Source organism: Kitasatospora cystarginea, assembly GCF_039533515.1.
GTDB classification, from domain to species: domain Bacteria; phylum Actinomycetota; class Actinomycetes; order Streptomycetales; family Streptomycetaceae; genus Kitasatospora; species Kitasatospora cystarginea.
In genome coordinates, this window is sequence record NZ_BAAATR010000029.1 from 91,858 (window position 1) to 117,533 (window position 25,676).

The 25,676-nt window shown below is 66.2% G+C and carries 19 protein-coding genes and 1 pseudogene; 12 read left to right on the forward strand and 8 right to left on the reverse strand.

The window, feature by feature from the left end:
- Both ABD369_RS27440 and ABD369_RS27445 read left to right on the forward strand, forming a co-directional pair.
- Positions 1-2,643, forward strand: a complete 2,643-nt coding sequence (locus tag ABD369_RS27440; protein ID WP_344639227.1) for an ATP-binding protein — start codon at positions 1-3, stop codon at positions 2,641-2,643.
- Between the two features lie 152 nt (positions 2,644-2,795).
- Entirely contained in the window at positions 2,796-3,134 is a 339-nt protein-coding gene (locus ABD369_RS27445) for a hypothetical protein (RefSeq protein WP_344639228.1), read from the forward strand.
- Between the two features lie 167 nt (positions 3,135-3,301).
- On the opposite strand, the gene ABD369_RS27450 is transcribed toward ABD369_RS27445, so the two are convergent.
- Positions 3,302-4,480 (reverse strand): damage-control phosphatase ARMT1 family protein, encoded by a 1,179-nt coding sequence (locus ABD369_RS27450; protein WP_344639229.1) that lies wholly within the window; start codon positions 4,478-4,480, stop codon positions 3,302-3,304.
- Between the two features lies 1 nt (position 4,481).
- Positions 4,482-5,840 carry an NsdA family TPR-like regulatory protein gene (locus tag ABD369_RS27455; RefSeq protein WP_486327299.1) on the reverse strand — a complete coding sequence of 453 codons (1,359 nt, stop codon included), beginning with the start codon at positions 5,838-5,840 and terminating at the stop codon, positions 4,482-4,484.
- A gap of 279 nt (positions 5,841-6,119) precedes the next feature.
- Between ABD369_RS27455 and ABD369_RS27460 the strand changes: the two genes are divergently transcribed.
- From ABD369_RS27460 to ABD369_RS27470, 3 genes are read left to right on the forward strand one after another with little or no spacing between them, the layout of a single operon-like run.
- On the forward strand, positions 6,120-6,479 hold the full coding sequence (locus ABD369_RS27460; RefSeq protein WP_344639230.1) for an ATP-binding protein: 360 nt from the start codon (positions 6,120-6,122) through the stop codon (positions 6,477-6,479).
- Positions 6,476-6,925, forward strand: a complete 450-nt coding sequence (locus tag ABD369_RS27465) for a hypothetical protein (protein WP_344639231.1) — start codon at positions 6,476-6,478, stop codon at positions 6,923-6,925. Before ABD369_RS27460 ends, ABD369_RS27465 begins: the two co-directional genes overlap by 4 nt.
- A gap of 56 nt (positions 6,926-6,981) precedes the next feature.
- Positions 6,982-8,661, forward strand: a complete 1,680-nt coding sequence (locus tag ABD369_RS27470; protein ID WP_344639232.1) for a hypothetical protein — start codon at positions 6,982-6,984, stop codon at positions 8,659-8,661.
- Positions 8,662-8,696: 35 nt separating this feature from the next.
- On the opposite strand, the gene ABD369_RS27475 is transcribed toward ABD369_RS27470, so the two are convergent.
- The 4 genes from ABD369_RS27475 to metG form a co-directional block, all read right to left on the reverse strand.
- Complete coding sequence (locus ABD369_RS27475) at positions 8,697-9,815, reverse strand: glycosyltransferase family 2 protein (RefSeq protein WP_344639233.1); 1,119 nt, start codon at positions 9,813-9,815, stop codon at positions 8,697-8,699.
- Entirely contained in the window at positions 9,812-10,684 is an 873-nt protein-coding gene (locus tag ABD369_RS27480) for a hypothetical protein (protein ID WP_344639234.1), read from the reverse strand. Before ABD369_RS27480 ends, ABD369_RS27475 begins: the two co-directional genes overlap by 4 nt.
- Positions 10,685-10,875: 191 nt before the next feature.
- A complete protein-coding gene (locus ABD369_RS27485) occupies positions 10,876-11,403 on the reverse strand; it encodes a histidine phosphatase family protein (protein ID WP_344639235.1) in 528 nt (175 codons plus the stop codon).
- A 40-nt stretch (positions 11,404-11,443) separates the two neighbouring features.
- Positions 11,444-13,171, reverse strand: coding sequence for a methionine--tRNA ligase (gene metG, locus ABD369_RS27490; RefSeq protein WP_344639236.1), 1,728 nt, complete (start codon positions 13,169-13,171; stop codon positions 11,444-11,446).
- Positions 13,172-14,003: 832 nt separating this feature from the next.
- Between metG and ABD369_RS27495 the strand changes: the two genes are divergently transcribed.
- From ABD369_RS27495 to ABD369_RS27505, 3 genes are all read left to right on the forward strand, one after another.
- Complete coding sequence (locus ABD369_RS27495; protein ID WP_344639237.1) at positions 14,004-15,704, forward strand: ParB N-terminal domain-containing protein; 1,701 nt, start codon at positions 14,004-14,006, stop codon at positions 15,702-15,704.
- Positions 15,704-16,657, forward strand: a complete 954-nt coding sequence (locus tag ABD369_RS27500; RefSeq protein WP_344639252.1) for an HNH endonuclease — start codon at positions 15,704-15,706, stop codon at positions 16,655-16,657. Before ABD369_RS27495 ends, ABD369_RS27500 begins: the two co-directional genes overlap by 1 nt.
- Before the next feature lie 157 nt (positions 16,658-16,814).
- A complete protein-coding gene (locus tag ABD369_RS27505) occupies positions 16,815-18,266 on the forward strand; it encodes a DNA phosphorothioation-associated putative methyltransferase (RefSeq protein ID WP_344639238.1) in 1,452 nt (483 codons plus the stop codon).
- On the opposite strand, the gene dndA is transcribed toward ABD369_RS27505, so the two are convergent.
- A complete protein-coding gene (dndA, locus tag ABD369_RS27510) occupies positions 18,251-19,390 on the reverse strand; it encodes a cysteine desulfurase DndA (protein WP_344639239.1) in 1,140 nt (379 codons plus the stop codon). The two genes, ABD369_RS27505 and dndA, sit on opposite strands and share 16 nt — an antisense overlap.
- A gap of 83 nt (positions 19,391-19,473) precedes the next feature.
- Here dndA and dndB point away from each other — a divergent pair, with 83 nt between their 5' ends.
- From dndB to dndE, 4 genes are read left to right on the forward strand one after another with little or no spacing between them, the layout of a single operon-like run.
- A complete protein-coding gene (dndB, locus tag ABD369_RS27515; RefSeq protein WP_344639240.1) occupies positions 19,474-20,604 on the forward strand; it encodes a DNA sulfur modification protein DndB in 1,131 nt (376 codons plus the stop codon).
- Positions 20,601-22,148 carry a DNA phosphorothioation system sulfurtransferase DndC gene (dndC, locus tag ABD369_RS27520; protein WP_344639241.1) on the forward strand — a complete coding sequence of 516 codons (1,548 nt, stop codon included), beginning with the start codon at positions 20,601-20,603 and terminating at the stop codon, positions 22,146-22,148. Before dndB ends, dndC begins: the two co-directional genes overlap by 4 nt.
- Positions 22,135-24,114: a DNA sulfur modification protein DndD gene (gene dndD / locus ABD369_RS27525; protein ID WP_344639242.1), complete on the forward strand. Its 1,980-nt coding sequence runs from the start codon at positions 22,135-22,137 to the stop codon at positions 24,112-24,114. Before dndC ends, dndD begins: the two co-directional genes overlap by 14 nt.
- Positions 24,104-24,481, forward strand: coding sequence for a DNA sulfur modification protein DndE (gene dndE, locus ABD369_RS27530; RefSeq protein WP_344639243.1), 378 nt, complete (start codon positions 24,104-24,106; stop codon positions 24,479-24,481). The genes dndD and dndE overlap by 11 nt, the downstream gene beginning before the upstream one ends.
- Positions 24,482-24,931: 450 nt before the next feature.
- Here the strand turns inward: dndE and ABD369_RS27535 are convergent.
- Positions 24,932-25,579, reverse strand: a pseudogene (locus tag ABD369_RS27535) (ISL3 family transposase); the annotation flags it as partial.
- Positions 25,580-25,676: the final 97 nt, after the last annotated feature.

Below are 25,676 nucleotides of genomic sequence, written 5' to 3' on the forward strand. Positions count from 1 at the left end.
TTGAGTTCGACCCCGGTCGTGCAGCGCACCGTGTTCTCGACGTCCCGCAGCGCGGAGTTCTTGGATGGGCAGGCCCTGCAGTCCCAGACCGGACAGCCCCGGGGGAGGTTCGGCGACGTCGTGATCAAGGAGCTGCTCGACAACGCCCTCGACGCGGCGGAGACCGCGAGCCCTGGCCCGGAGATCGGCCTCGCGGTGACGTGGGCCGATCGTGTGGCGCGGGTGTGCGTGACGGACAACGGCCCCGGCATTCCGGGCAAGGTGGTCGAGCGGATCCTGGACTTCACCCGCAACGTCTCCGACAAGGCGACCCTGCGCTCGCCGACCCGCGGAATGCAGGGCAACGCGTTCAAGACCCTGCTCGGCATCCCCTACGCGCTCGGTGTCACCGAGCCGGTGGTGGTGGAGGCGCTGGGGGTGCGGCACGAGATCGGCGTGTCCGCCGACCCTTTGGGCGAGGTCGCCATCCGCCACACCCAGACTCCCTCCAGCCGCACCATCGGTACGTCGGTGACCGTGCCGCTGCCGGCCGCCCTGGTCACGGCGGAGAAGGCGGCGGGCTGGCTGCAAAAGTTCGCCCTCGTCAACCCGCACGCGCGCTTCGTTGACCACGGTCAGACCGGCCGCGCGGCGGGGGCCGGAATTTACGAGCCCACCGCACAGCCGGGGTGGCGCAAGCCGCTGCCCACCGACCCGACCAGCGCGCACCACTACGACGAGGTGGCGATGGCGAAGCTGGTGTTCGCCCACATCCGCGAGCACCAGCAGGGTGGTGCGGATCTGACGGTGCGGGCGTTCACCAACATGTTCGCGGGTCTGACCGGCTCGGCCAAAGCGAAGAAGGTTGCCGAGCGGGTGCCCGGGATCACGCACCTGTCCGGGTTCGAGGAGAGGCGGGAGCAGGTCGCGGTGCTGCTGGCTGCCATGAAGGAGCACAGCAAGCCGCCCACGCCCGCCTACCTTGGTCAGGTGCACCGCGACCACTACACCCGCGTCCTGGACCAGGCGTTCGGCGTGGAGGAGACCTGGTTCGTGCGCAAGCAACTGACGGATGCAGCGGGGATCCCGTGGAGCATCGAGGTGACGGTCGCCCGGACAAAGGATCCTGGTGACGTGTGCTTCGCGGTGAACTACTCGGCGACCTTTGGGGACCCGCTGGCCGCCACCCGCCTGGCCGGCGACGGCTTCACCACCACCGGGGCGCTGACGCTCCTGTCGCTGACCGATGCCGCCCCCTGGGCAGGCAACCAGTCGCGGCGGGCTGCGGTCGTGCATCTGGTCTGCCCGGTGCCGCAGTTCACCGACAAGGGCAAGACCGCGCTCGTCGTCCCGCCCGAGGTCGCCGACGCCTGCGCGAAGGCCCTCTCTACGGCGACCCGTGCGTTGGCCAAGGACAAGCGCTCCAAGAACAGCGCGCAGCGGCGCGAGGAGCGGGCGGCGATGCGCGAGGCCAACGCCGCTGCCAAGGCCGCGCCGAAGGTGTCGAAGAAGGCCGCCGTGTTCGAGGTCATGCGCGAGGCCATCGGGCAGGCCCGCGGTGCCGAGGGCCTGCCGTTCTCCTCCCACACCCTGTTCTACAAGATTCGTCCGCTCGCGCTGAAGCTCTTGCCCGTTGGGGCCAAGCTCAGCGCCCAGTACGTCGAGCAGAATCTGATCCCCGACTGGGAGCGGCAAAACGGGCCCGTCGAGGGCCTCTACCGCGAGCCCCGCGGGACCCTGCACCACCCCCACGACCCCGACGGGATCCGGGACGTGCGCCTGGGCACGCGTGAGGTCCGGGAGTACATCCCCCCGAAGTGGAGCTACAACAAGATCCTCGTCATCGAGAAGACGGGCCTGTGGCCCCCGGTGCGCGAGTCGGGCATCGCCGAGACGTACGACATGGCCGTCATCACCAACGAGGGCTACGGCACCGAGGCGTGCCGCGACCTGCTCGCCAGCATGCCCCCCGGCGACGTGCAGATCTTCGTCCTGCACGACGCCGACCCCTACGGCTACAACATCGCCCGCACCCTCGGGGAGGAGACCGCCCGCATGCCCGACCACCGCGTGGAGGTCATCGACCTCGGCCTGACCGTGGACGACGCCATCGCCAAGGGCCTGGAGGCCGAGCCCGACACCCGCGACGCCGCCCTGCCCGCCGGCATCGTGCCCGGCTTGTCCGACGCCGCCCGCGACTGGTTCACCGGCACCCCCTTCGGCTGGGACTCGAAGGGCGAGCCCATCAAGTGGCACTACCAGCGCGTGGAACTCAACGCCTTCTCCTCCCCCGAGCTCATCGCCTATATCGAGGAAGGACTCGCCCGCCACCATGCCACCGGCAAGGTGATACCGCCCGACGGCGAGCTGTGGTCCACCGCCCACCAGCGCCTGCAGCACCGTGTCGTCGCGGCCCTCGGCGAGGCGATCGACGCCATGTTCCCCATCGACCGGCTCGTCCAGACGGTGTGCGCTGGCCTCGACACCGGCCGGATCACCGGCATCGGCCCGGCCGACCTGGCCCAGCTCCGCGCCGACCGCCCGTCCCTCTCTTGGGAAGACGCCGTCACCACCCTGGTCGACGACCGGTTGCGCGACCACCCCCGCCTGGCCGACCTCGCCCGCCAGGCTGTAGCCGAAGTGCAGGCCACGGACCGCCGGTAGCCGACACACCCACACAGCTGCCGCCCCCACCACCCGGGGCGGCAGCCACCAATATGGGTGTCGTTTCGATGTCTATTCCGGCGGTGGTGATCCATTCAACGGCAGTGCGCCATATGGTCATTGTGATCCCGCAGCCGACGCGAAAGGACTGTATGACCGACTACGACCACGACTTCTACAACCCCGCCCCCGAACCCGCCCGCACCGCCGTGCTCGCCGTTCCCCACCCCGCACCCCTGAACCCACGCGGCATCATCATCACCTGTGCGGCCTGCCACGCCGCCCGCGACTGGCTGCTGATCCACGTCCAACCCGACCTCGTCTTCGTCCGATGCCGTTGCGCCCACGAATGGCGCGAACACGACCTGGAAACCGCCGACGTCACCGCCGCCCGAAGCGATACCGGAGACGAGCGGGAATGGGCATCCTTCGAGGACATGTACCGAGGACTCAGGTTCGACGGGCTCCTCCGGTACACCTACCTCGGCTAACGGGCTCGTGCCTGCTCCGCGCCGCTCTCCACGCCTCCGGCACGCGATGCGCCGCGAAGACCGTGCTGCAGATGGGCGTGTCCAGCCAAGACCGTACAGGCCCCTGCAGATCGCTGGGTGAGCCTCGGAGGTACAGAGTCGGCGGGGACACCGGGCCGGTGTTGCGGCTACGCGCGGGGGTGGACCTGGATGACGGCGTGGCGGCCGTCGGTGCGCCACGGCGTCCCGGTGCTGTCGAGCCTGGCGACGGTGGCGGCGTCGACACCGACGATCACGTCCGACTTCAGCGTCCGCAGTGCCGCGACGGGCGAGGGGAAGTGGCCCGCCGTCTCGGTGAACGAGGTGGTCGGCGCCCAGAGCTGGTCGCCGACCAGTCGGCGGTAGTTGAGGTCGCCCTTGAGGATCGTCATCGCCGCGCCGGTGAACTCGGCCCGAAGGTCGGTGGGCATGTCGTGGAACGGCAGCGGCGCGCAGAAGAACGGGTGCGTCCGGACCACGAGAACGCCGATGTTCAACGCGTGCCACAGCCGCTCGCCGACCGCCTTGGCGGCCTCCGTGGGCGCGGTGCGGAGGCGTTCGACGGCGGCGAGGACGTCGGCCATCGTTGCGTCGGACACGTAGTACGGCTGCGGCTTCACGTACAGGACGACCTGTGCCGCCAGGCCGCTGGCCAGGAGGTGATCGATCAGCACGAGGTCCGGCAGGAGTTCCCGGCCGGCGTTGTCGGCGACGATACAGACGCGCCCGCCCTCTGCCCGCACCAGCTCGGCCCAGAGCAGCTCGCTATCGTCGGTGACCAGGTCGGACGCGTCCGTCCCCCCGGTCTCCGCAGTGATTTGGAAGCCGAGGTCCGCGCGGTTGCCCCACAGCGCGGACGACAGAAGCGCCTCCGCCCGTCGTGTCTCGGGCAGGCCGTCGAGCTTGCTCAGCGCGGCCAGCTCGTCGTCCACCGCCGCGCCAGCCAGCTCCGCGCTCTTGAAGGGCGCGAACGGGTCGACGCCCTGCCACGCGCCGGACCGGAAGTAACCGATCGCGTCGAGCAGTCGGCGATAGAAATAGCTCTCCGCCCACAAGAACGGTGCCTCGCCCCACGGCTTGCCCCACAGGCCCTCGCCCCACTCCAGCCACTGGGCGGCATCCAGCGCTTCCGCTCCCAGAGGCTCCAGCACCCCCGTGGTGCTCTCGGTGAGCAGCCGCTCGACGGCCGCCCGCTCGGCTGGACCGTACGGCAGCGCGTCGAGGACCTGCTGGATGAGCTTGGGGTGACGTTCGTGGAAGACGCCCCAGGCGAAGGAGCCGGGGACGTTGCTGCGGATTACTGGCGTGGTCGGCACATTCGTCGGCATGTCAGGCAGCGGCGGTAAGTTCCCGCGCCCGCTCCGCGAAGTCCACCACGAGACGGTGACGGCCGAAGGGCTCCATGCGTCGCTGGAGATCCTGGACGGCTTCGACACAGCGGGAGGACTGTACCTGCTTGGCGAGCGAGAGCGTGCGCACGCCTGCCGCATGGGCGGCTTCGAGGTCGTTGCCCTGGAGGTGGGAGACCGCGAGTGCGGCCTGGGACATCGCGCCGCGCCGCGCTCGCTTCTGCTGGCGGGCGTGGTCGATGGAGAGACGTGCGTGCTCGGCCGCGTGGTCAGGCTTGCCGAGGTCGCGGAAGGTGTTGGCGTGCTCGCCGTGCAGGTAGGCGGCGTCGATGAACTTGGCCCACTCGGACTCCTGGTCCGGCCGAACCTGCTCGAAGGCGTTCTCGGAGCGGCTGACGGCCTGGGCCGCTCCAACCTTGTCGCCGAGCTTGGCGAGGGCGCGGGCTTCCAGCGCCCACAGATCGGCGAGGCAGGCCGGCGACGATACCCCGGAGAGTCCAGCGCGGCCCGCCTGGGCGAGGCGGCGGCCTTCCTCCGGGTGACCGAGGAGCGTGGCCTGGTCAGCCATGCCCGCCAGCACGTGGGCGCCGAGCGCGGGATTGCGCGACTCTTCGGCGAGGCGGAGGGACTGGATCAGGTAGCGCTGCGCGGTGCCGTGCTCACCGTTGTCGTAGGCCATCCAGCCGAGCAGATAGGTCTGTTCGGCGGCGGCCTCGCACAGCGCGCGCCGAACCGTCTCCGTGTAGGTGCGCCGGAGGAGCGGGTAGACGTGGGCGTTCATGTACTCGGCCAGTGCGAGCCGGCCAGAGCCGCCGCCCTGGAAGATGTCCATCTGCTGGAAGGCGCCGAACATGTTTCGGACCGCCGTCACGTCTTCCAGCCGCACCTGTGGGCCGGGGGTCGGGCTCTGCTCCAGGGTGTTCAAGAGCCAGTCACGAGAGGGCCCGACGCCGGCGACGGCGGCGAACGGTGCTAGGGACAGGAACTTGCGACGGTCCACGTCAGCTCTCCCCAAGTTGGTGACGGCCTCCACGGTAGCCGCGTAGGAGGAGTTGTACACCAGTGAGCGGTCGGCGGACGGGGCGTCGGCGAGGCCGAGATCGTACGTGGTGACCCGGTAGCCGAACTCGGCGGAGAAGATGTCGGCCAGGATGTCTGGCACAGGTTGGCGCGGGATCTCGCCTCCCAGCCAGCGTCGGACGCTCGTCGTGTCCGGCGCGATGTGTGGCTGGCCCCACTCCTTCGCCTTCGCACGAACTCGCCTGCTCAGTTCGCCCCGGCTCATGCCGGACTGCTCCAGAAGTCGCTCGAGTTTGGTGTTCGCCGGTTTCATCGCCATGGCCCCCAGCACGATCGGTAGCGGAAGTGACACCCTTCGACACCCCTGTTGACAGTACTCCTGACTACGCATCGGCGGTTACCTGGTTGCCCGAAGTGATCTGCGCCGCTTGAGGAGTGCTCACCCATGAGAGCCGAAAGCACTGCAACTGATGTGCCGTCACTCGGCTCTCCGATCCGATGGACCCGAGAAGGTGAGCCGAGCTGTCCGCTCCGACCCCACAGGTCGGACGGCGGTGGGTGGTGCCAGCTGGCGCTGCCCGTTGTGCTGCCGGAGCATATGGAGCCGGTGCGTGAGATCGTCCGCGCCCATCTGCGGCTCTGGAACAAGGACGAGTTGAGCTTCGTCGCCGAGCTCGGTGTCACCGAGCTACTCACCAACGTCTACAACCACGCAGGTGGCGGCTGCGAGCTGATGATGTCCGAGACAGCGAGCGGAATTTTCGTCGGTGTCACGGACCGCAACGCCGCCCTGCCCGTGGTCCGCGAGCCCACCGACGACGGGATCGGCGGCCGGGGGCTGTTCCTCTTGGCCGCGATGGCGGACGAGCTCGTATCCGAGTCGCGTGACGGCGGGAAGCAGGTCGGCTTCCGGCTCGGCCTGGCGGCGCCCGCGTTGGGAGCGGAGGAGTCCACGTGACGGCGACCCGAGACCCGGGCAACGTACCGCCGGGACCGCTCGGTCTGCTCCGCCGAGCAGTGCTCTACCGCTGCACGTCGCACGTGCACGTGAACGGCATCAAGCAGACCAAGGTCCTCGACTGGGGAGTGTTACCGACGGTCAAGGCCACCCACCAGCTCCTGCGGCGAGTCGCGGCTGGCGTCAGCCAGACGCTCCCCGACAACGCGGGCGACGAGCTTCGCGCGTGGCTCCGCGACCCCGAAGCACTCACCGTCCTCGCACGGACCTTGGACGAGGGCGGCGTCTACGAACTCGAACTTTGCGGCGCCGGTGTCCGCACGGTGCTGGCAGCGCACCACATCATCCAGTTGCCCCTACTGAGCCGAGGCCGTGGGTACTGCCCGGCGGTCATGCTGCACGGCCGACGACTGTGGGCCAGGAAAAAGGTCGCCACTGCGGACTGAGCAACAAGCACCACCGATCGGAACATCCATCCACTCACGGACAGGAGCCCTGGCTGATGCATGCCCTGAACCGATCCACCGACCCACGCTCGTTGTTCCCCGCCCGCTACCGGGACAGCCCGTTCCTCGACCTCTGCGGTCGCGCGTTCGGAACTCTCGACCAGCTGATGCCGGAGGTGGACCTGCCCCGGGTCCCGAGCCCACGCGGTCTCCACCAGAGCCAGGACGACCTCCTCAAGCGCTACGGACAGCTTCCCGTTACCGGGGCCGCCGACCCGCTCCAGCTCGTCGAGGAGATGACCGGTGACTTCCTCGCCGGAGCCGTCAACTGGCGCTGTCCGGAGCTCCAGTACAACCTCGGCGCGGCTGTCAACGTGGTGGCCGCCGCGATGTACGCGGTCTCCCTCGACGTGAACGTTTACCTGATCAACGACGGCCTCGCCGGCAACGCAGTCGCGGCCGAAGCCGCCGTCAGCAGCATCCTCGCGGACCTCACGGGCATCGACCCTCAGCGGGCGTACGGACTGTTCACCTTCGGCGGCACCGGCACGATGGCGTACGGCATCAAGTCCGGGTTACGGAAGGCATTCCCGGACTCGGCTCGCACCGGCGTGCCGAGTAGCGCTCGCGTGGTCATCACCGAGGACGCCCACTTCTCGCACGCCACTGCGGCGGACTGGCTCGGACTCGGCACCGAACAGCTCGTCGTCCTGCCCGCCGGCGAGGACCGCCGCACCGACATGGACCAGGTCGAGGCCCTGCTGCGGGCCGAACTCGACGCCGGACACCAGATAGCGACCATCATCGTCAACGGCGGCACCACCTACGACCACGCCATCGACGACATCGCCGCGATGGCCGGCCTGCGGGACCGCCTCGTCGCGGAGTACGGCCTGCCCTACCGTCCCCACCTCCACGTGGACTCCGTGGTCGGCTGGGCCTGGCTGATGCTCACCGACGAAGCCCTGGGAGAGCCGGAGCCGGACTCGGCCACTGTTGCGGCCCTGCGCGAGCAGCGACGGCGCATCCACGGTCTTCGGTTCGCCGACTCCTGGGGCGTCGACTTCCACAAGGGCGTCGGTGTGTGCCCCATCGACTGCAGCTTCGTTCAGTTCAACGACCGCATCGACTGCGCAGTCCTGCGAAAGGGCGGCCCATCCGGTGCCGAACTCCACCAGCTCGCACAGGACTTCAGTGCCGTCTCCCCGGTCGACTACACCCTGGAGACATCCCGGGCCGGCGGCAAGGCCATCGCGGCGCTCGCGAGCCTGCACAGCCTCGGCCACCAGGGCTACGGCACCATACTGACCCGCCTGATCGACGCGGCCTTCCTCTTCCGCGCCGCCGTCGACAGGCAGGACGGAATGACGGTGCTCAACCCGCACGCACTCGGCTACCAGACGATGGTCCGCCTCCACCGGCCCGACCGAGCCGCAGCCGACTGGCGGCACGAAATCCTCGACCCGTCGGCGGAGATGGCCGATGCCGTGCGGGACGGCAACTCCTACCTGCGGGCCTTCTTCGAGTGGGACCAGAAGACCCGGATGGACCGCAACGCGGGCGGCGTCGTCTACTCGTTCAGCAGCCGCTACGTCACCACCGCCAGCGGCGTACCGATCTCGGGCCTGAAGTTCTACCCCACCAGCCCGCTGATCGGCCGCGAGCACATGGAGGCCGCCGTCGCCCTGCTCGCCGAGCGCAAGGCCGTCTTCGACCGGGCCGTGTGGCGCGGGTGATCCACACGGCCGCAGCCGTCCCGCTGAGCGGGCACTCAGGCGAGTGCCCGCTCAGCGGCGCATTCCAGGATCGGGTCGAGGTACCGGTCGGTCAGCGCGTCGGCGAAGGCGAAGATCTCGCGCGTCACCGCCTGCGGGTGGTCCGCTCGCCAGGCTGCGATCTGCTCGGAGAGCTCGGTCGCGACGTCTCCGAAGTAGGCGGCGTTGCGGTTCACTCGCTCGGGCCGGGTAATGCACTGCTGGAGCAGGTAGTTCTTCACCACGTACCGGCGCAAGGGCGCCATGTCGAGCCGGTCGGCGAAGTGGTCGAGTACCGCGTGCTGATCGTCTTTCTCGGAACGGTAGTTCTCGATCTCGCCGGTGTAGCAGCTTCCGCTGAACAGGGCCTCCGGCTCGTGGAGCATACGCCGTGCACTGGTCTCGTACTCGGGGTTCTGGACATAAGCGATATCGATCCCGGCGAAATCGGCGCGGAACATGAACGGCCAGCCCACAGCCGGAATTTCGTGAGTCCCTGCCTCGTCGTAGTACTCGGGCCGGAACCCGCCGAGCTGTCGGTAGATCTGGGCCTCCATCACGAAGGCGCAGTCGGAGACGGGACGGCCGAAGTCGCGGAAGACCTGCTCGGTGAACAGCGGCCGGTCGTCGTCGCGGACGTGGCTGTCGACGATGCTCTGCGGGAAGAAGACGGTTCCGACGTGCTCGATGTAGCGCCGGGTGAGGGCCGGGCAGCGGCGCCAGAACTCCGCCTCGAAGAAGCCGGCCGTGGAGACCACGGCTGCCCCTTGCTTGGTCTCCTTCTCAACAGTGGCCAGCCAGGTGGGCGGGAAGATCGTGTCGGCGTCGCCACTGACGATGTACTGCGCGGGCGTCGGTTGGCCCAGGAGGTAGTCGATCCCGGTGTTGCGCTGGATGACCATGGAGCGGGACTGATCGGTGACCACCGTGCAGCGCAGTCCGGGGAACTTCTCGGCGGTGGCGGCCACGACTTCAGCAGTGCCGTCATCGCTGGGTGCGTCGGCGATGACGATCTCGTACTGATCCCGCGAGACGGGCCGGCCTTGCTCGTCCTGCTGGTTGGCGATGCTCTCGATCGTGCGGCCGATGTACTCGGCCTCGTTGTAGGTGGGGATGACGAAGCCGTACCGGGTCACGAGGTACCTCCAGAGTGGGTGACGTGGTGCACTGCTCGGTGCTGGCCGAGGTCCTCGGCCTCGGCCCAGAAGTCGTCGTATGAGCGGGTTTCGGCCAGTCGGCGGATGGCTCCTTCGTGCCGGTGGAGCGCTTCGGCCAGGGCAGGGTGCCGGCAGTCGATGACTCCGGCTCGCAGGCACTGCTCGAGGAAGCGTGCGGGGTCGCCGGCGCGCTGCGTGGCCGCGGCCAGCGCCCGGGTGTGGGCGTGCACGGCTTGTCGGCCGTGGAAGTCATCCGCGCTCGCCCACTGCCGTGCGGACCGGGTGAGCTCGGGGATGGCCGAGGCCAGGTTGCCCGAGCCCTCCAGGCTGATGCCGTACTTGGCGGCGAGCTTGATGGCCCGGTTGAGCAGGAGAAGTGGGTTCTCGCCCTCGATTCCGCTGACCAGCGCCGCGTCCCGTACCGGAAGACAGGCGAGGACACCGTGCGGGTCGGTGTAGGTGGCGGAGGGATGGTGCCAGCGGACGCACTCGATATCGAAGTGACCGATGCCGTCGATGGTGTCGACGAAGTTGAGGTCCAGCACCCGTCCGCGCCACTCGACGTCGAACATCACGACCGGCTGGCTGAGCCTGATCCAGTAGTCGCGCGGAGCGGAGACTGCCCCGACCTCCGCGTGCGCGAGGAGCCGGCGTCGGCACCGCTCGGCCTGGGCGAGTCCGACGACCGCCACGTCAACGTCGTGGCTGGGCAGCTGTGCATCGGCGAGCAGGTCCAGAGCGGCACCGCCATAGACGAACAGCTCGTCGACCTGCAGCAGGTCGGCCAGCTCGACCATGAGCTCGCGCTGTGCGGGCGGGAGTTGCCGAGGTGGTGCGGGATCGCGCATGAGGATGCTCCGTCTCGACGTGCTGCCGGACTTCCCAGAGCAGCCACGGTCCCACATCTGGACCAGCACGGGAGGCGTTTCATCATATTTTGGCCTGATATGTCCCTGGGTAGGGCGCAAAGATCCCATCACGACGGCACAGTGGAAACACGAGTCACCCCAGACGCCGTGCGGCCATCAGAACGAGTGAGTTACTTGGGCAGTACGTGAATTGACGCCAGATCGACGGTTTCGGAACCGGCCGCCGCCTTGATCACGGCCTCGTGGCTCACGACCACGAGCGGCCCCGGCGACTGGTGGCGCTCCACCGCAGCCTTCAGCCGCTCGGCCATCTCGGCATCCGTCTCCCACTGTCGGTCCGCCGGCAGGGCGCCCGACGAACGCCACAGCTCGTACTCGTCGATCGCACGGCGCACAGCGTCGGCGGTCACCGGCGTCCTGCCGTCACGGACCGGCAGCCAGTCGTGCAGGGCAGGATCAACTCGCAGGTCACACCCAAAGGTCGCAGCCAACAGGGCGCCGGTCTGCAGTGTGCGGGTGTACGGCGAGGCGACGACCAGCGTCGGCTGGGCCTCCTGCAACTCCCGTGCGGCGGACTGTACCTGGGCCACGCCGAGGGCCGTCAGTGGGGCAAAGTCTCGCCTTGCCCCTTCATAGACGGGGGCGTGCGGCGCAAGCCTTGCATAGTCGGCCTCTCCATGACGCACCAGGAAGATCACCGCGCCGCCGCCCCCACCCATGTTGGAGTCCCCTTCGTGCTTACTCGCCGCCGAACCGGGTCGACCAGGTCTCCAGATCCTCGTCAGTGATCTTGGCGAACAGGACAGGCGGCACGGTGAAGCCAGTGCCAGCCGGCACGAAGTCCAGCACCTGGGCCTCCTCGCCGCTCACCCAGGTCCGGGTGCGGGCCGGGGCGTCGTCGGCGAGCGCGAACGACTGGCGCATGGCCTTCGCCGCAGTCGGGATGAACGGCTCGGAGACCACCGAGTAGAGGTAGATCAGGTTCATCGCCGTACGCAGGGTGAGCGCTGCGGCCTCGGGGTCGGTCTTCACCTGGAGCCAGGGGGCCTTCTCGTCCAGGTAGGAGTTGCCGGCGCTCCACAGCGCGCGCAGGCTCTGCGCGGCCTTGCGGAAGTTCATCGCGTCGAGGTGGCCCTCGTACTCCGCCAGCAGCTCGGCCACCTGCGCGCCAAGACGCTGCTCGGCCTCGCCCGGAGCGTCGCCGGCGGGCACGTCGTCGCCGAAGCGCTTGCGGCTGAAGGACAGCACACGGTTGACGAAGTTGCCGAGGGTGTCGGCCAGGTCCTTGTTGACGACCGAGGCGAACAGCTCCCAGGTGAAGCTGGAGTCGTCGGACTCAGGAGCGTTGGCCATCAGGAAGTAGCGCCAGTAGTCGGCCGGCAACAGCTCCAGGGCGACGTCGGTGAAGATGCCACGCTTCTGGCTCGTGGAGAACTTGCCCCCGTAGTAGGTGAGCCAGTTGAACGCCTTGACGTAGTCGACCTTCTTCCACGGCTGGCGCGAGCCGAGGATGGTGGCGGGGAACATCACCGTGTGGAAGGGGACGTTGTCCTTGGCCATGAACTCCGTGTACCGGACGGTGTCGTCGGCCTCATACCACCAGGACTTCCAGTCGCGGACCGCAGCAGCCGGGGCGGCGTCCGCCCACTCCTTGGTGGCGCCGATGTACTCGATCGGGGCGTCGAACCAGACGTAGAAGACCTTGCCCTCGGCAGCCAGCTCCGGCCAGACATCGGCCGGGACGGGCACGCCCCACTCCAGGTCGCGGGTGATCGAGCGGTCCTGCAGGCCCTCGGTCAGCCACTTGCGGGCGATAGAGGAGGCCAGGACTGGCCAGTGGTCGGCGTTGACGGCGATCCAGTCCTCCACCTGCTCGGTCAGCTTCGACTGGAGCAGGAAGAGGTGCTTGGTCTCGCGGACCTCCAGGTCGGAGCTGCCGCTGATCGCGGACCGGGGCTCCAGCAGGTCGGTCGGGTCGAGGACGCGGGTGCAGTTCTCGCACTGGTCACCGCGGGCCTTGTCGTAGCCGCAGTGTGGGCAGGTGCCGACGATGTACCGGTCGGGCAGGAAGCGGCCGTCCGTGATCGAGTAGACCTGGCGGATCGCCCGCTCCTCGATGAAGCCGTTGGCGTGAAGCTCGCGGGCGATCTCCTGGGTGATCTCCCGGTTCTGCGGCGACGAGCTGCGGCCGAAGTGGTCGAAGGACAGCTGGAAGCCGTCGTAGATCGCCTTCTGCTGGTCATGCGCCTGTGCGCAGAACTCCGCAACCGGCAGGCCGGCCTCCTGGGCGGCCAGCTCGGCGGGAGTGCCGTGCTCGTCGGTGGCGCAGATGTACAGCACGTCGTGCCCGCGCTGGCGCAGGTAGCGGGAGTAGACGTCCGCCGGGAGCATCGACCCGACCATGTTGCCCAGGTGCTTGATCCCGTTGATGTACGGAAGGGCGCTGGTGATCAGGTGCCGAGCCATCCTCGGATGCTCCAATTCCTCCTGCGCGCAACCCAGCGGGCCGCCACAGGGCGCAAGTCTGAGGGCTGCGACGAGACGCTGACCGGTGTCAGCTCCCGAGCTGCCACACAGATCGAAGGTCTACTGCGGGCAATAACATCCTACCGAGGGCCACTCCCCAGCCCGCCGAGCTTTTCGTCGGCTCGCCCGCCGGGCATCCCCCTTGCGGATACAAGTCAGCCGCCCGGAACAGGCGGCCAAGCGAGTTCCGAGCGGCGACAGGCCATGGGCGATGTGCCGACGGCTGCCGGAAGTGTAGCGCCATGCGCATTACCCGTGGGTGCTCGGCCGCGCTGTAGGCCGCCTCCGGCGTGGAGCTCACGCTGACGACGGCCTCGGTAAGGCCCGTCTGGCTGGCACCCAATCACTCCCATCCGGCTTGCGGATCATGACGAACTATCAGCCACATGGTCGAGCTCCAGCTCCACCCTCCCCGCTGGCCAGAATCCCTCGACCGACCCTGGCAGCACGCATTCACCAACCTGTTCGACGCCGCCCAGGCACCGCCCGCCCGATCGTTGACCCTCACCCCGCCCGCCAGGCCCGACCGGAGCAGGCGTGCAAGGTTGGGCAGACCAGCGGACACCCCACGCCCTCCCCAGCCGGCCACCCCGACAGGACCGCGGAAGCGTCACTCCGAATCAGCTTGGTGGACCTGGGCTGAGTGGCTGGCAGTCAGCTACCGCCGTGTGGTCGACCAATGACGGCTTAGCCCACGAATGTCTCCCACCCGCCATCGCGGCACTGTAACTTTGTGGGCGCGCACGATCACGATCCGCTGGAGGGGCCCCGCGTGAACGCCAAGATCACCACATACGAGTACCCGGCGTACCGGACGCAGCAGACGCCGGCGGGGAAACCTTTGGTGCTCTTTGCTGCGCGGGCGACCGAGATCTCCGACTGGGTGGGCGTGCCCCAGCGCAGTCGGCTCCAGGACGAGCAGACCATCGGGTTCCAGCGGCAGGAGAGCAAGAGCCGGATCCGCGAGCTCTCCAGCTTCTACCATGACGAGCGTAACGTCGTGCAGAATCCGCTTCTCGCGGCACCCCAGGGCCTGGATTTGGTTGAATTCGTCCCGCAAGACGGACATCCCCAGTTCGGCACACTGCGAATCACGAGCCGCGACTTCAGCGGCGATTCACTGCTGGACCTTATGAAGCAAGTTGTGCAGCGGTTGGAGCTGCGCGTTCCAAGCCTCGCAGAGATGCCCCTCGATCAGACTCGCATAGCGTCGATAATGGAGCGGGGACGCGTCGAGCATGGCCTCGATGATTCCACCGAGGTGGACGAAGATGAAGATGTTGATGAGATCAACGCCGCAGGCGTCGACGACTCCGATGCCGCCAGCGTTCTACTGACGGACGAGACCCACATCACCGACTTCTACACCGAGCTCAGAGGTCGAATTAAAGTACTCGAAGCCCTCGATGACAGCGCCAAGCCCGAGCGCATCCTCGGCTTCGATCGAACCGCCATGATCAGCTACCTCAAGCCGGCCATGCTCGTGGATGGACAGCACCGACTCAAGGGCGCGGTACTTGCGGCCGAAATGCTGACGGAGACCGATACGGGGAAGGAATATCTTCTTAAGTCGGCGGAATTGGGCATGAACCCGGACGAGGCGAGTTCATCCTTCATCGCCGATCATGTCCGACAGCTTCCGGTATCGATGCTCATGGATGACAGCCCGAGCGAGCACGTCTTCCAGTTTGTGGTAGTGAATCAAAAGGCCACTCCACTGAATAAGGCACTCCTCGGCACCATCGTCTCGACCAGCCTCAGCAAGGAGGAGCTGGAACCGGTCGCGCAACGGCTCAAGAATGCAGACATCAAGCTTGACGACTCTCAAGCTATTGCCTATCTGACACGCTCAGACGATAGCCCCTTCAAGAATCTCGTGCAGACGGGCATCGCCGGCGACCAGAACACCTCTCTTCAGTGGTCCGTCCTCACGGGCCTCGTCAGCATCTTCCGGAAGCTCGCCGGCGGAAAGCTCTATGGCGAAAAGAATGACTGGGCGCGAGTCTGGGCGAAGCACCACCTCGAAGACAGTGCCTTCGTGGCGCAGTGTGAGACGCAGGAAGAGCGGCTTGCTGAATGGGGTCGCCCGGACGGTCCGTGGCGTGAGGTGTTTGTTCGCTTCTACTCGAACGTCCGAGACACGTTTGGTTCACCCGACATGGAGGCCTCCAACGCCTGGGGAAATTCCCAGCGGAACCTTTTCAATAAGGTGAGCCTGACGATCCTGGCGGCCGACTATTTCGAGTACCTGCGATCCCAGAAAAAGACGCTGAGCAGCGTTGGCGACGTGGATGCCACGATGGAATCATGGCTCGAGGATGTAAGCCCCGCCTACTTCAACAGGAACTGGAACGTCGCAAAGAAAGACATTCCCGCAGTCCGCAATCGCTGGGCCAAGCTCTGGGTTGACTATCGTAAGAATCCGGAGTCGCTTCCGAAGGAGAGCCTGTACAACCCAGTCAGCGGGGCGTGATGCAGCCTCAGCATGTCGCTGGTTTCATCGCCGAGATTCAGAAAGCGCTTGCAAGTAACTGGTCGGATGAGCACCTCAAGGCTCTCTCGGACCGTACCGTTCCGGAAGAGGTTTCGGGACAGCACGGATGGTTGCTGCGCGGAGACCTGTCCACGGTATGGGGGCGCTGGTTTATCGAGAGTCTTGTGGACCTGGCACCGTTCCAGCTGGACAGCAATCTCAACATCGCTCACGTGCACGCGCAGGTATTGGCGCACTTCAACCAGGCCAGCCCCCATTCCCCGAAGGACGAACGCGACAAGTACGCCAGAATTCTGACGGATTTCGCGTGGCAGCTCGTGCAGGCCCGGCGCGACCGTAAACGCCTGACGATAACCGCTGCCATGCGCGACGAGCTGTGGGCGCAGGCGCAGCCGGATCCGCGCTGCTATCTGTGCGGGCATGAATTCGGACCGGCGGCTCGAGGCAAGTTCCTGGGCGAGTCCGGGGACCTGCCGGTCGTGCCGAGCTTGGTCGATTTCACTCGGCCCCGCACACGGCCGGCCCACGCCTGCATCGAGGTCGATCACGTTACTCCGGTCGCTCAGGGTGGGAAAACGGAAACCTTCAACCTGCGGCTCGCCTGCGGCTGGTGCAATTCAGTGAAGAATAGATATACGAATATCTATGATGCGATTCCGTGGGCTTCAGGGATAGTGACGCTTCCCGAGCTGGGAGCTGTTACGCAGCCTCAGGCGCTGTGGGTGCTGCGTACGGTGGCTACGCGCCGGCGCTGTGAGTTTCCTGGCGGCTGCCCAGCCCGCATCGAGGATTCTGAGCTCTTTGCTGCCCCCAGGAACTCAAAGGGTGCAATGACGCCGGTTAACGTGGGCGTCTACTGTCAGCAGCACGATCCCTGGGCTGTGGCTCGCTGGATCGGGCCTCAGCGACTGGCAGATGCTCTCGTCAAGTAGCGTCGCCTGCCGTCCGCCCCGGGCCGCGGGCTTCACCTTCGTGGAGGGGTCGCGGCCCGGGGTGGAGCCGAGCAGTTCGGGGCACGGCCGCTCCCCAAAGCACGCGGTGCCCAGGTTCGGGAATTCTGCAGGCCATAGCGCGGCCTGGGGAGGGGTTGTGGAAGAGCCAGGATGGGCGAGCGAGCGGCATCGAACGGCTATCGCACGATCACGCCTTTCGGTGCCAGCTCGCCAGGCCCTTGCTGACGGCCAGCTGCATCCAGATCGCACGATCCTGGATTTCGGGTGCGGCCGTGGCGACGACGTACGCGTTCTGAAGCGGCTGGACCGTCAAATCACCGGGTGGGACCCGCACTTCCAGCCACACGTCCAGAAGCGTCCGGCTGACGTCGTCCTCGCGACCTATGTCCTCAATGTGATCGAAAACCCGGCAGAGAGGCGGGAAACGCTCCGAGCAGCGTGGGAGCTGACAAAGGCCGTGTTGGTCGTGTCGGCACGCCTGACGTGGGAACGCTCCAAGGTGCATGGCGATCAGGCGGCTGATGGAGTTCTCACAAGTCGTGGCACCTTCCAGCACCTGTTCGCCACTCACGAGCTCCGCCGCCTTGTTGAGGATGTCACCGGTTCGCGCTGTGTGGCCGCTGCGCCCGGGATCATCTACGCGTTCAGGGACGAAACTGCCCGGCTCGGTTACCTCGCAAGGCGTATCGCGCCGCAGTTGAGCTGGGCAGTCTCCGACGAGGCTGGCGGCGCCGTCAAGGCTTTGGTGGAGTACGTCGAACGCCGGGGCCGGGCACCACGGCTGGAAGAAGCACCAAGACCGGTCGCGGAAGTTGTCGCCCAGCTCAAGCCAGCCGCTGTGCGGAAACTGCTCCGTGAAACCGCTCGCCAGGAGCTGGTCGACGCTGCGGTGCGCCGGTCCACCCTCGATACCCTGCTGTTCCTGGCACTTGAACTGTTCAATGGCAGAGGGCCATTCACGAGCCTTCCGCTATCTGTCCAGCTGGACATCCGGGCCTTCTTTTCCTCCTACGGGGAGGCATGCCAAAGAGCCGACCGCCTGCTGCTCAAGCTGCGCGATGACTCGTACGTGAGAGGCGCCATGTCGGCCTCCAGGGTGGGCAAGCTAACGCCCACGGCGCTGTACGTTCATCAGCGCGCTCTGGACGCGATGCCGACGGTCCTTCGGCTCTACGAGCACTGCGCTGCGATCGCGGCGGGGCGCCCCAGGGAGTGGACGATCGTCAAGCTCAAGCACGATGGGCGAGCGGCGAGCTGGCTGCACTACCCAGACTTCGACTCCGATCCGCATCCGCGGATCCACAGTGACTACCAGGTCGACCTGCGCTCGCTCGAGACTTCTCATCGATCCTATGAGGGGTCGACGAACCGCCCTCTACTGCATCGCAAGCACGAATTTCTTGCCTCGGATGATCCGGATGCGGCACGTTACCGGCGTCTGACGGACGCCGAGGTTAGGGCTGGCCTCTACGCCAAACCGCACCTGATCGGGACGGAGGCCGGCTGGGAGGCGGAGCTCGCCCGCTGTGGCTGGAACCTGAAAGGACATCGCCTGGTCAAGCGGCGACCGGATCAGGCTTCTGGTTGAAGCTTGAGCACCTCAGCCACAACGGCTTCAACGTCGAGGTCCTTCAGCTGGTTGGGGAGCCAGGACAGCCGCAGCCCGTTCCTGGCCGTGTGCTCGCGAAGGCCCATTGCCGTCAAGACGTGGCTCGGAGTGTATGAGGCGCTTGTACAGGCCGAGCCTGTCGCCACTGCCACCTGGTCCTGCAGTGCAACGATGAGTGCCTCAGCATCCAGATCGGCGAAGGAGACGTTCAGGATGTGCGGAACGGTGTGGGCGGGGTCGCCGTTGATGGTGAAGCGAGTCTGAGCGAGAGCGGCGAGGAGGACCTCACGGATCCGCTCTGACTCCTTCTTCCACTGCGCGTGCTCACTGTGGAAGATCCGGGAGGCTTCGGCGAGCCCCACGATCAATGGCACAGGAAGGGTGCCTGGGCGTAGCTTCCGCTCCTGGCCGCCGCCGAACATGATGGGCTCGAGAGGGACCTTGTTCCACCCGCGGCGGCGCAGCACGAGCGCCCCGACACCCTTCGGTGCGCCGATCTTGTGGCCGCTGATGCTGATCATGTCGATGGGGGCCTTGAGGTCCTCGATCACCTTTGCGTAGCCCTGGGCGGCATCGACGTGAAGATAGGTAGGTGTCTTCTGGAGCTCGCGGGCCAGGTCAGCGACGGGCTGGATGACGCCGGTCTCGTTGTTCACGTGCATGAGTGAGACGAGCAGTGTGTCCGGCCGCAGACGGTCAAGGACGGATTCGAGGGAGATCCTGCCGCTGGGGCCCGGCTTGACGTACTCGACCTCGAAGCCACGAGACGCCAGGTGCTCGAGAGGCTCGAGAACGGCCTTGTGCTCGATCGCCGACGCGATGATGTGACGTCGGCCACTTTTCTCCCCGAAGGGGGCAAGGCCGAGGATCGCGATGTTGTTGGACTCGGTGGCTCCGCTGGTGAAGACGAGCTCTTCGGGCTTGGCGGCTACCGTCCTTGCGAGGTACTCCCGAGCTTGCGCCACGGCGCGCTTGGCGCGCGTGCCGTACTCGTGGGTCCGGCTGCCGGCGTTGCCGAATTCCTCTGTCATCCAGTGGAGCACCACCTGTGCGACACGCGGGTCGACCGGGGCGGTTGCTGCCGCGTCCAGGTACGTCGCCATCAGCAGACCCCCAGGCAGTTTTCGGTAAGCAGGACACGTCTCAAACGTTAAATCGGTGACGTGGCTACGATACCCTTGCGCAGGTGGGTACGCGTACATCTACCAAGACAGGCAGTAGGACGTCATCGGGCTTCGAGTACGTCTTCCCTGCCATCCGAGGGGTGCAGGCGGGGCGGGAGTTCTACGTCTCCATGTGCCCGCTGCGGCTGATCCCCAAGATCTTCCTGTTTGACGACGAGGAGCTCGCCGCCGAGGTTAGAGCGCAGCGCGTGCTCAACAAGGGCAGGCTCCCCGCTCTCGCGAAGTACATTCTGGATAATCCGGACAACTATGTCTTCAGTGCCCTCACTGCGTCCGTCGACGGCGAGATGATCTTCGAGAGCATCCACGACGAAGGTCCAGGCATGCGCGCCGGCCAGATCCGCATCCCCATGGACGCTCGCTTCCTGATCAACGATGGTCAGCACCGCCGGGGCGCGATCGAGCTGGCACTCAAGGAGAACCCCGACCTCGGCGACGAGACCATCGCGGTGGTGTTCTTCCACGACACAGGACTTTCACGCTGTCAGCAGATGTTCGCGGACCTCAACCGGCACGCGGTCAGGCCACCACGGTCCATCGGCGTGCTCTACGACCACCGGGATGAGGACTCCGCGCTCGTTCGCCTCTTGGTACTGCGGTCGTCGGTGTTCACCGGCCATGTGGAGATGGAGAAGAGCACCCTCTCCTCAAGCTCGCGCCGGCTCTTCACCCTGAGTGCACTGTACTTCGCCACCCAGGCGTTGCTGCAGGGAATTGAGCTGGAGAACCAGGAGCAGGCGGTGTCCCTGGCGCAGACCTTCTGGGAGACGGTCGACGCGGCCATCCCCGAGTGGCGCCTGGTGCGCGAACGCAAGCTGTCTGCACCGGAGATCCGGCGGGACTTTATTCACAGCCACGGCATCGCCCTGCATGCTCTCGGCCGTCTCGGCAACACCCTCCTGCGCGAGTCGACGGACCCGGCGGAGTGGGCACCAAGGCTGGCGCCGCTCAAGCACGTGGACTGGTCCCGCGCCAACCAGGACTGGGCCGGTAGAGCCATCGTGGCGGGCCGGGTGTCCAAGAACCATCAGAACGTGACGCTGACCGTGAACTATCTGCGCCATCACCTGCGGCTTCCCCTCAGCGCTGAGGAGCAGCGAGTCGAGGCGGCGTACATGCGAGGAGACGAATGACCACCCTCCCACTCATCCAAGTGCGACGCCCGCTCTTCGGAGGCCGCAAACTTGCCGAGGTCGTGGGGGAACTCGCCGAGGAGATCCGCGAGCTCTACACCGCTGACCAGGTGCCATGGGTCGTCGGCTACAGCGGGGGCAAGGACTCCACCGCGGTCCTCCAGCTCGTCTGGCTCGCGCTGCAGGGGCTGCCGGCCGATCAGCGAACCAAGCCGGTTCATGTGATCAGCACCGACACACTCGTGGAGAACCCGGTTGTCGCCATGTGGGTCAAGCACTCACTGGAGAAGATGCATCAGGCGGCTGTCGATCAGGATCTTCCGATCCAGCCACATCGCCTGACGCCGGAGATCAAGGATAGCTTCTGGGTGTCCCTGATCGGCCGGGGATACCCCGCGCCGCGCCCGAAGTTCCGCTGGTGCACCGAGCGTTTGAAGATCAGGCCGTCCAACGAGTTCATCCGCAGCGTCGTTCAGGAGCACGGCGAGGCCATCCTCGTGCTGGGCATCCGCAAGGCAGAAAGCCAGGCGCGAGCCCGGGCTATGGCGAAGCACGAGGAACGACGTGTTCGCGACCGCCTCTCGCCGAACGGCAACCTGCCGAACTCCCTCGTCTACAGCCCCGTGGAGGAGTGGACCAACGAGGACGTGTGGGCCTTCCTCATGCAGCAGGAGAACCCCTGGGGGTACGACAACAAGGACCTCCTGACTATGTATCAGGGGGCCTCGGCGGATGGCGAGTGCCCGCTCGTCGTCGATAACACCACACCTTCCTGTGGTTCGAGTCGATTCGGTTGCTGGACCTGCACCCTCGTCGAAGAGGACAAGTCCATGTCTGCCATGATCCAGAACGATGACGAGAAGGAGTGGATGCTCCCGCTCCTGACCCTGCGCAACAAGCTGGACGCGCCCCTCGGGTGCGACGAGGAGACAGGCAAGCCGCTGCCCGACAAGCCCATTCGCGACTTCCGGCGCATGAACGGCAGCGTGATGCTTTTCGGCGACGGGGAAGACGTTGTGCACGGGCCGTACAAGCAGTCGGCTCGGGAGGAGTGGCTGCGGGACCTCCTGGAGGCGCAGACGTGGGTGCGCGAGCACGCTCCTGAGAATGTGCGGGACATCGAGCTGATCACGATGGACGAACTGCACGAGATCCGTCGGCTCTGGGTGTTTGAGAAGCATGAGGTGGAGGACTCTCTTCCGCGTATCTACCGTGAGACCACGGGGGCGGACTTCCCCGGTCGCACGCTGGATTCCCAGCTGGTCCTGGGCGCCGACGAGATGAAGATCCTTGAAGAGATCTGCCGGGGTGACACCCTGCATTTCGAGACAACGAGGGCGCTCCTCGGAGTGGAGCGGAAGTACCGCACCATGACCCGCCGTTCGGGCCTGTTCAAGGCGTTGGAAGACACCATCAAGAAGGGCTACTACGCCGACCGGGAGGACGCCCTCGCCTTCGCGCAGCGCAAGAGGGCCCTTCGCGCGCGCAAGTTCACCACGCCCAGCATTTTCGACGAAGAGACCAGCACCGATGCTTCTGCATAAGATCACCTTGGAGAACTTTGGGGCCTACCGAGGTCGTCACTCACTCGAACTCACCCCGAAGAAGAATCGTCCGATCGTGCTGATCGGCGGTCTGAATGGCTGCGGCAAGACCACGCTGCTCGACGCGATCCAGTTGTCCCTGTACGGCCGGCGTGCCAACTGCAGCGCTCGCGGCGGCCGCAACTACGAGACGTTTCTGCGTGAGAGCATCAACAGGCAGGCTGAGGCCGGCGAGGGCGCGTCGGTCGCTATCGAATTCTCAATCGCAGTAGAGGACAAGGAGCAGTTCTACACTGTTGTCCGCGGTTGGGGCGCCGACGGCAAGGACACCCTGACGGTTGAGATCGACGGAGTATCCGAGCCGGTTATCGCCGGTGGGTGGCTCGAGCACGTAGAGGAAATACTTCCCTTCGACCTCTCTTCCCTGTTCTTCTTCGACGGGGAGAAGATCGAGTCGCTCGCCGACCCGGAGCAGGCCGGCGCCGTGATTCGGACTGCGGTCCGATCTCTCATGGGGGTTCATGCGGTCGAGCAGCTGCGTACTGACCTGGCTGCACTGCAGCGCCGTCAGGAGATGACTCCCAAGGACCAGGAACTCATGGCCGTACTCGAAGCCCGCGAGGCTGAGTACGAGGCGGCTGAGAGGGCCGTGGATGCGGAAGTCCAGAAGCGCAGCAAGCTCAAGACAGCTCTGGACCGTCTCCAGGGAGAGTTGGACCAGTCGGAGAGTGACTTCGAGCGCGAGGGGGGTCGACTCTTCGAGCGCGTGAAGGACCTCGAGACGGACCGTGGGCGCGTGAAGTCACAGGTCGAGGCCTCTGCATCGGCTCTGGTGAACATTGCGGCATCCTCGCTCCCCCTGCTGCTGCTTCAGGACCAACTGGAAGTGCTGAGCAAGCAGGCCGAGCAGGAGAGTGAGGCATCCAAGGCGACTCAAGTCGTGGAGGTGCTGGCGGACAGAGACAAGTGGCTCCTTGGCCTGCTTGACAGCCTCCCGGACTCCACACGGCTATCGGTGTCACGGAAGCTCGCGGCGGACCGAAAGAAGCGTGCCGCCGTCGCCAGCTGGGAGCACGGGTTCCGCCTTCCGCACGATGCTGTGGCCCAGTTGGCAGTTCTGCACCAAACACTCGTGCACGACCGGAAACGGGCACGAGAGCTCCTGGACGAGTCTGCGGACTTGCAGGACAAATTGGACACTCTCGACCGGCAGCTCTCGAGCGTCCCCGACCAGACTCGTGTTGAGTCCATCATGGCCGAGCGACGAGAACTCCATGACGAAGTCGCTGTAGCAAGAGCCGACCACGAGCGCTCGAGCGCAGTCGTCGAGGACTTGAAGCGCCGACGCGACCAACTAGAAGCCGCTGTAACCCGCGCGCGCAAGGAAGCGGGCGACTCCACGTGGGACGCGGAGGCAGCAAAGAGGCTTTTCGACTATGCCGAGCGTACAAGAGGCACTCTCACACAGTTCAGTAGCGCGCTCGTCAAGCGCCACATCGGGCTCTTGGAAGTGGCGGTCCTGCAGAGCTTCAACGAGCTCATGCGCAAGCGAGGGCTGGTCAAGAACCTTCACATCGACCCGGAGAGCTTCGCCCTGAAGCTGTGGGACGAGGAGGGCGAGGAACTTAACCTCGGGCGCCTCAGTGCGGGTGAACGACAACTCCTCGCTATCTCACTCTTGGCCGGTCTGATGAAGGTGGCAGGCAACCGCCTCCCCAGCGTCATCGACACACCGCTGGGTCGGCTCGACAGCCAGCACCGTCAGCATCTCGTCGACCGCTACTTCCCCAAGGCCGGTCGCCAAGTGCTCCTGCTCTCCACCGATGAGGAGATCGACGAGCACCTGCTCGCCCGCTTGAAGCCCTCGATCTCGCACACCTACATGCTGGTCCACGACGACACCGAGCTCACCACTGCTGTCGTGCCCGGATACTGGTGGACCTCGGGAGCCATCCATGTCGCTTGAGACCATTCGCCTGTCGAAGACCGCCCGTGATCAGCTCGTCTGGATCAAACGCCACACTGGAATCTCCCATTGGAACGTGCTGTGCCGCTGGGCGCTCGCCGTTTCTCTGAAAGATCCCAGCACGCCGCTGGTCCGAGAAATCGTCACGGACTCAAATGTGGAGATGAGCTGGCGGACCTTCGCCGGTGACCACGGCGACATCTACCTGGCTCTGATCCAGCAGCGCTGTGTCTCCGACGGCGAAGAACCAACCGATAAGAACGTTGCCAACACGCTTCTGGTGCACCTCCATCGTGGAGTGGGATACCTCCACGGGATGCGGGACATGAGAAGCATCAGCGAGTTGATCGGTCTCGCTGTCAACTGAAATTGACGATTACATGTGAGGGAGCGGCGGAGCGAGGGACCGATCCGCCGCACCTCTGGGGTTGGCCCAATAGGCGTCGGTGGGGTTGATGATGCCGAGGCAGCTGGCCTGGAAGTCTTCCAGGGTTCATGACGAACCGGCCGCACTAGTACTCCAGCAGGACTTTGACGTTTTGCCTGTTCAGAGGGCTGCGCGGTGGAGTGTAGTGGGCTGGTGCTTTATCAGGGGCGGTCTTCATGGGACCGCCCCTCGATCGTGTGCAGCTGGCGTTGGTAGTGGCAGCGGCGGGCGACGGCCTGGCGTTCGTCGCCAGGTGGACCAATTCAAGGCATGAGCGCGGGGCGAGCATCGTGGTGGAAGCGGGCCGCGGGGACGGCCAGTTGCCAGGAGTCGCCGGATCTCCGCCACGGTGAGATCGACCATGGGGCGGGAACCGTTTCTGCAGCCCCCTTTGACGCCGCTGCAGAAGCTCTGCAGGTGAGGCAGTTCGGCAGCGCGGGCTGCGGTGATCCACTCGGTGAGCTTGGCGTTGTTGCCGGGCGCCGGGGTGAGGAGTTCGGCGAACGAGCGGACGAGCCAGGTGAGCTCGGTCGTCTCCGGGCAAGCGGCGGTGAGGGTCTTGAGCAGGTCGGTGTCCTTGTCCCGTAGCTGGTCGGGGCGGGTGAGCATGAGGCAGGTGAGCCGGTGCGGGCTGATCACCGGGCGGTCGCTCTCGGCCCGGCCCTGGGTGATGTAGCGGTAGAGGAGGTTGAGGCTTCCGGTGTAGCCCAGTTCCTTGATCTCCCGGAACAACTGGAGGACTGGGGACGGCGGGGTCCTCTGTGCGACGGGTCCGAAGGTGGTCGCGGTAGGGGGCGACGAGGGTGGGCCGGTACTGCGGCGCCCGTCGCAGACCCTCGGGTTGGGGGACGCGTGCGTATCGCTTGACGGTGTTCAGGCCAGGTTCAGACGGCGGGCGCACTCGAGCAGGCCCACACCCTTGCGAAGCAGGTCGTGGACCTGATGCCATCGCTCGCGGGTGGTCGCCGCGTGCACGCCTTCCGGACGAGGTGGATTCGCGGTCGCCCAGCACGCGGAGTGCACCCGCACTTCCTTTAGCCTCCGCCTTTCAGTTGGGCTCGCCTGAACCGGGTCAATGGCGTTGGTGACGCGTCGTGGCCGTGTGCGGGTGTGGGGGCATGCCGAAGGTCCGACG

Excerpts from the sequence above, each read along its gene's own strand:
- ABD369_RS27460 (WP_344639230.1), top strand. The coding sequence starts at position 6,120 with ATGGAGCCGGTGCGTGAGATCGTCCGCGCCCATCTGCGGCTCTGGAAC.
- metG (WP_344639236.1), bottom strand. The coding sequence starts at position 13,171 with ATGGCTCGGCACCTGATCACCAGCGCCCTTCCGTACATCAACGGGATC.
- dndC (WP_344639241.1), top strand. The coding sequence starts at position 20,601 with ATGACCACCCTCCCACTCATCCAAGTGCGACGCCCGCTCTTCGGAGGC.
- ABD369_RS27470 (WP_344639232.1), top strand. The coding sequence starts at position 6,982 with ATGCATGCCCTGAACCGATCCACCGACCCACGCTCGTTGTTCCCCGCC.
- ABD369_RS27445 (WP_344639228.1), top strand. The coding sequence starts at position 2,796 with ATGACCGACTACGACCACGACTTCTACAACCCCGCCCCCGAACCCGCC.
- dndE (WP_344639243.1), top strand. The coding sequence starts at position 24,104 with ATGTCGCTTGAGACCATTCGCCTGTCGAAGACCGCCCGTGATCAGCTC.
- dndA (WP_344639239.1), bottom strand. The coding sequence starts at position 19,390 with ATGGCGACGTACCTGGACGCGGCAGCAACCGCCCCGGTCGACCCGCGT.
- ABD369_RS27500 (WP_344639252.1), top strand. The coding sequence starts at position 15,704 with ATGCAGCCTCAGCATGTCGCTGGTTTCATCGCCGAGATTCAGAAAGCG.
- ABD369_RS27450 (WP_344639229.1), bottom strand. The coding sequence starts at position 4,480 with ATGCCGACGAATGTGCCGACCACGCCAGTAATCCGCAGCAACGTCCCC.
- ABD369_RS27455 (WP_486327299.1), bottom strand. The coding sequence starts at position 5,840 with ATGGCGATGAAACCGGCGAACACCAAACTCGAGCGACTTCTGGAGCAG.
- dndD (WP_344639242.1), top strand. The coding sequence starts at position 22,135 with ATGCTTCTGCATAAGATCACCTTGGAGAACTTTGGGGCCTACCGAGGT.
- ABD369_RS27480 (WP_344639234.1), bottom strand. The coding sequence starts at position 10,684 with ATGCGCGATCCCGCACCACCTCGGCAACTCCCGCCCGCACAGCGCGAG.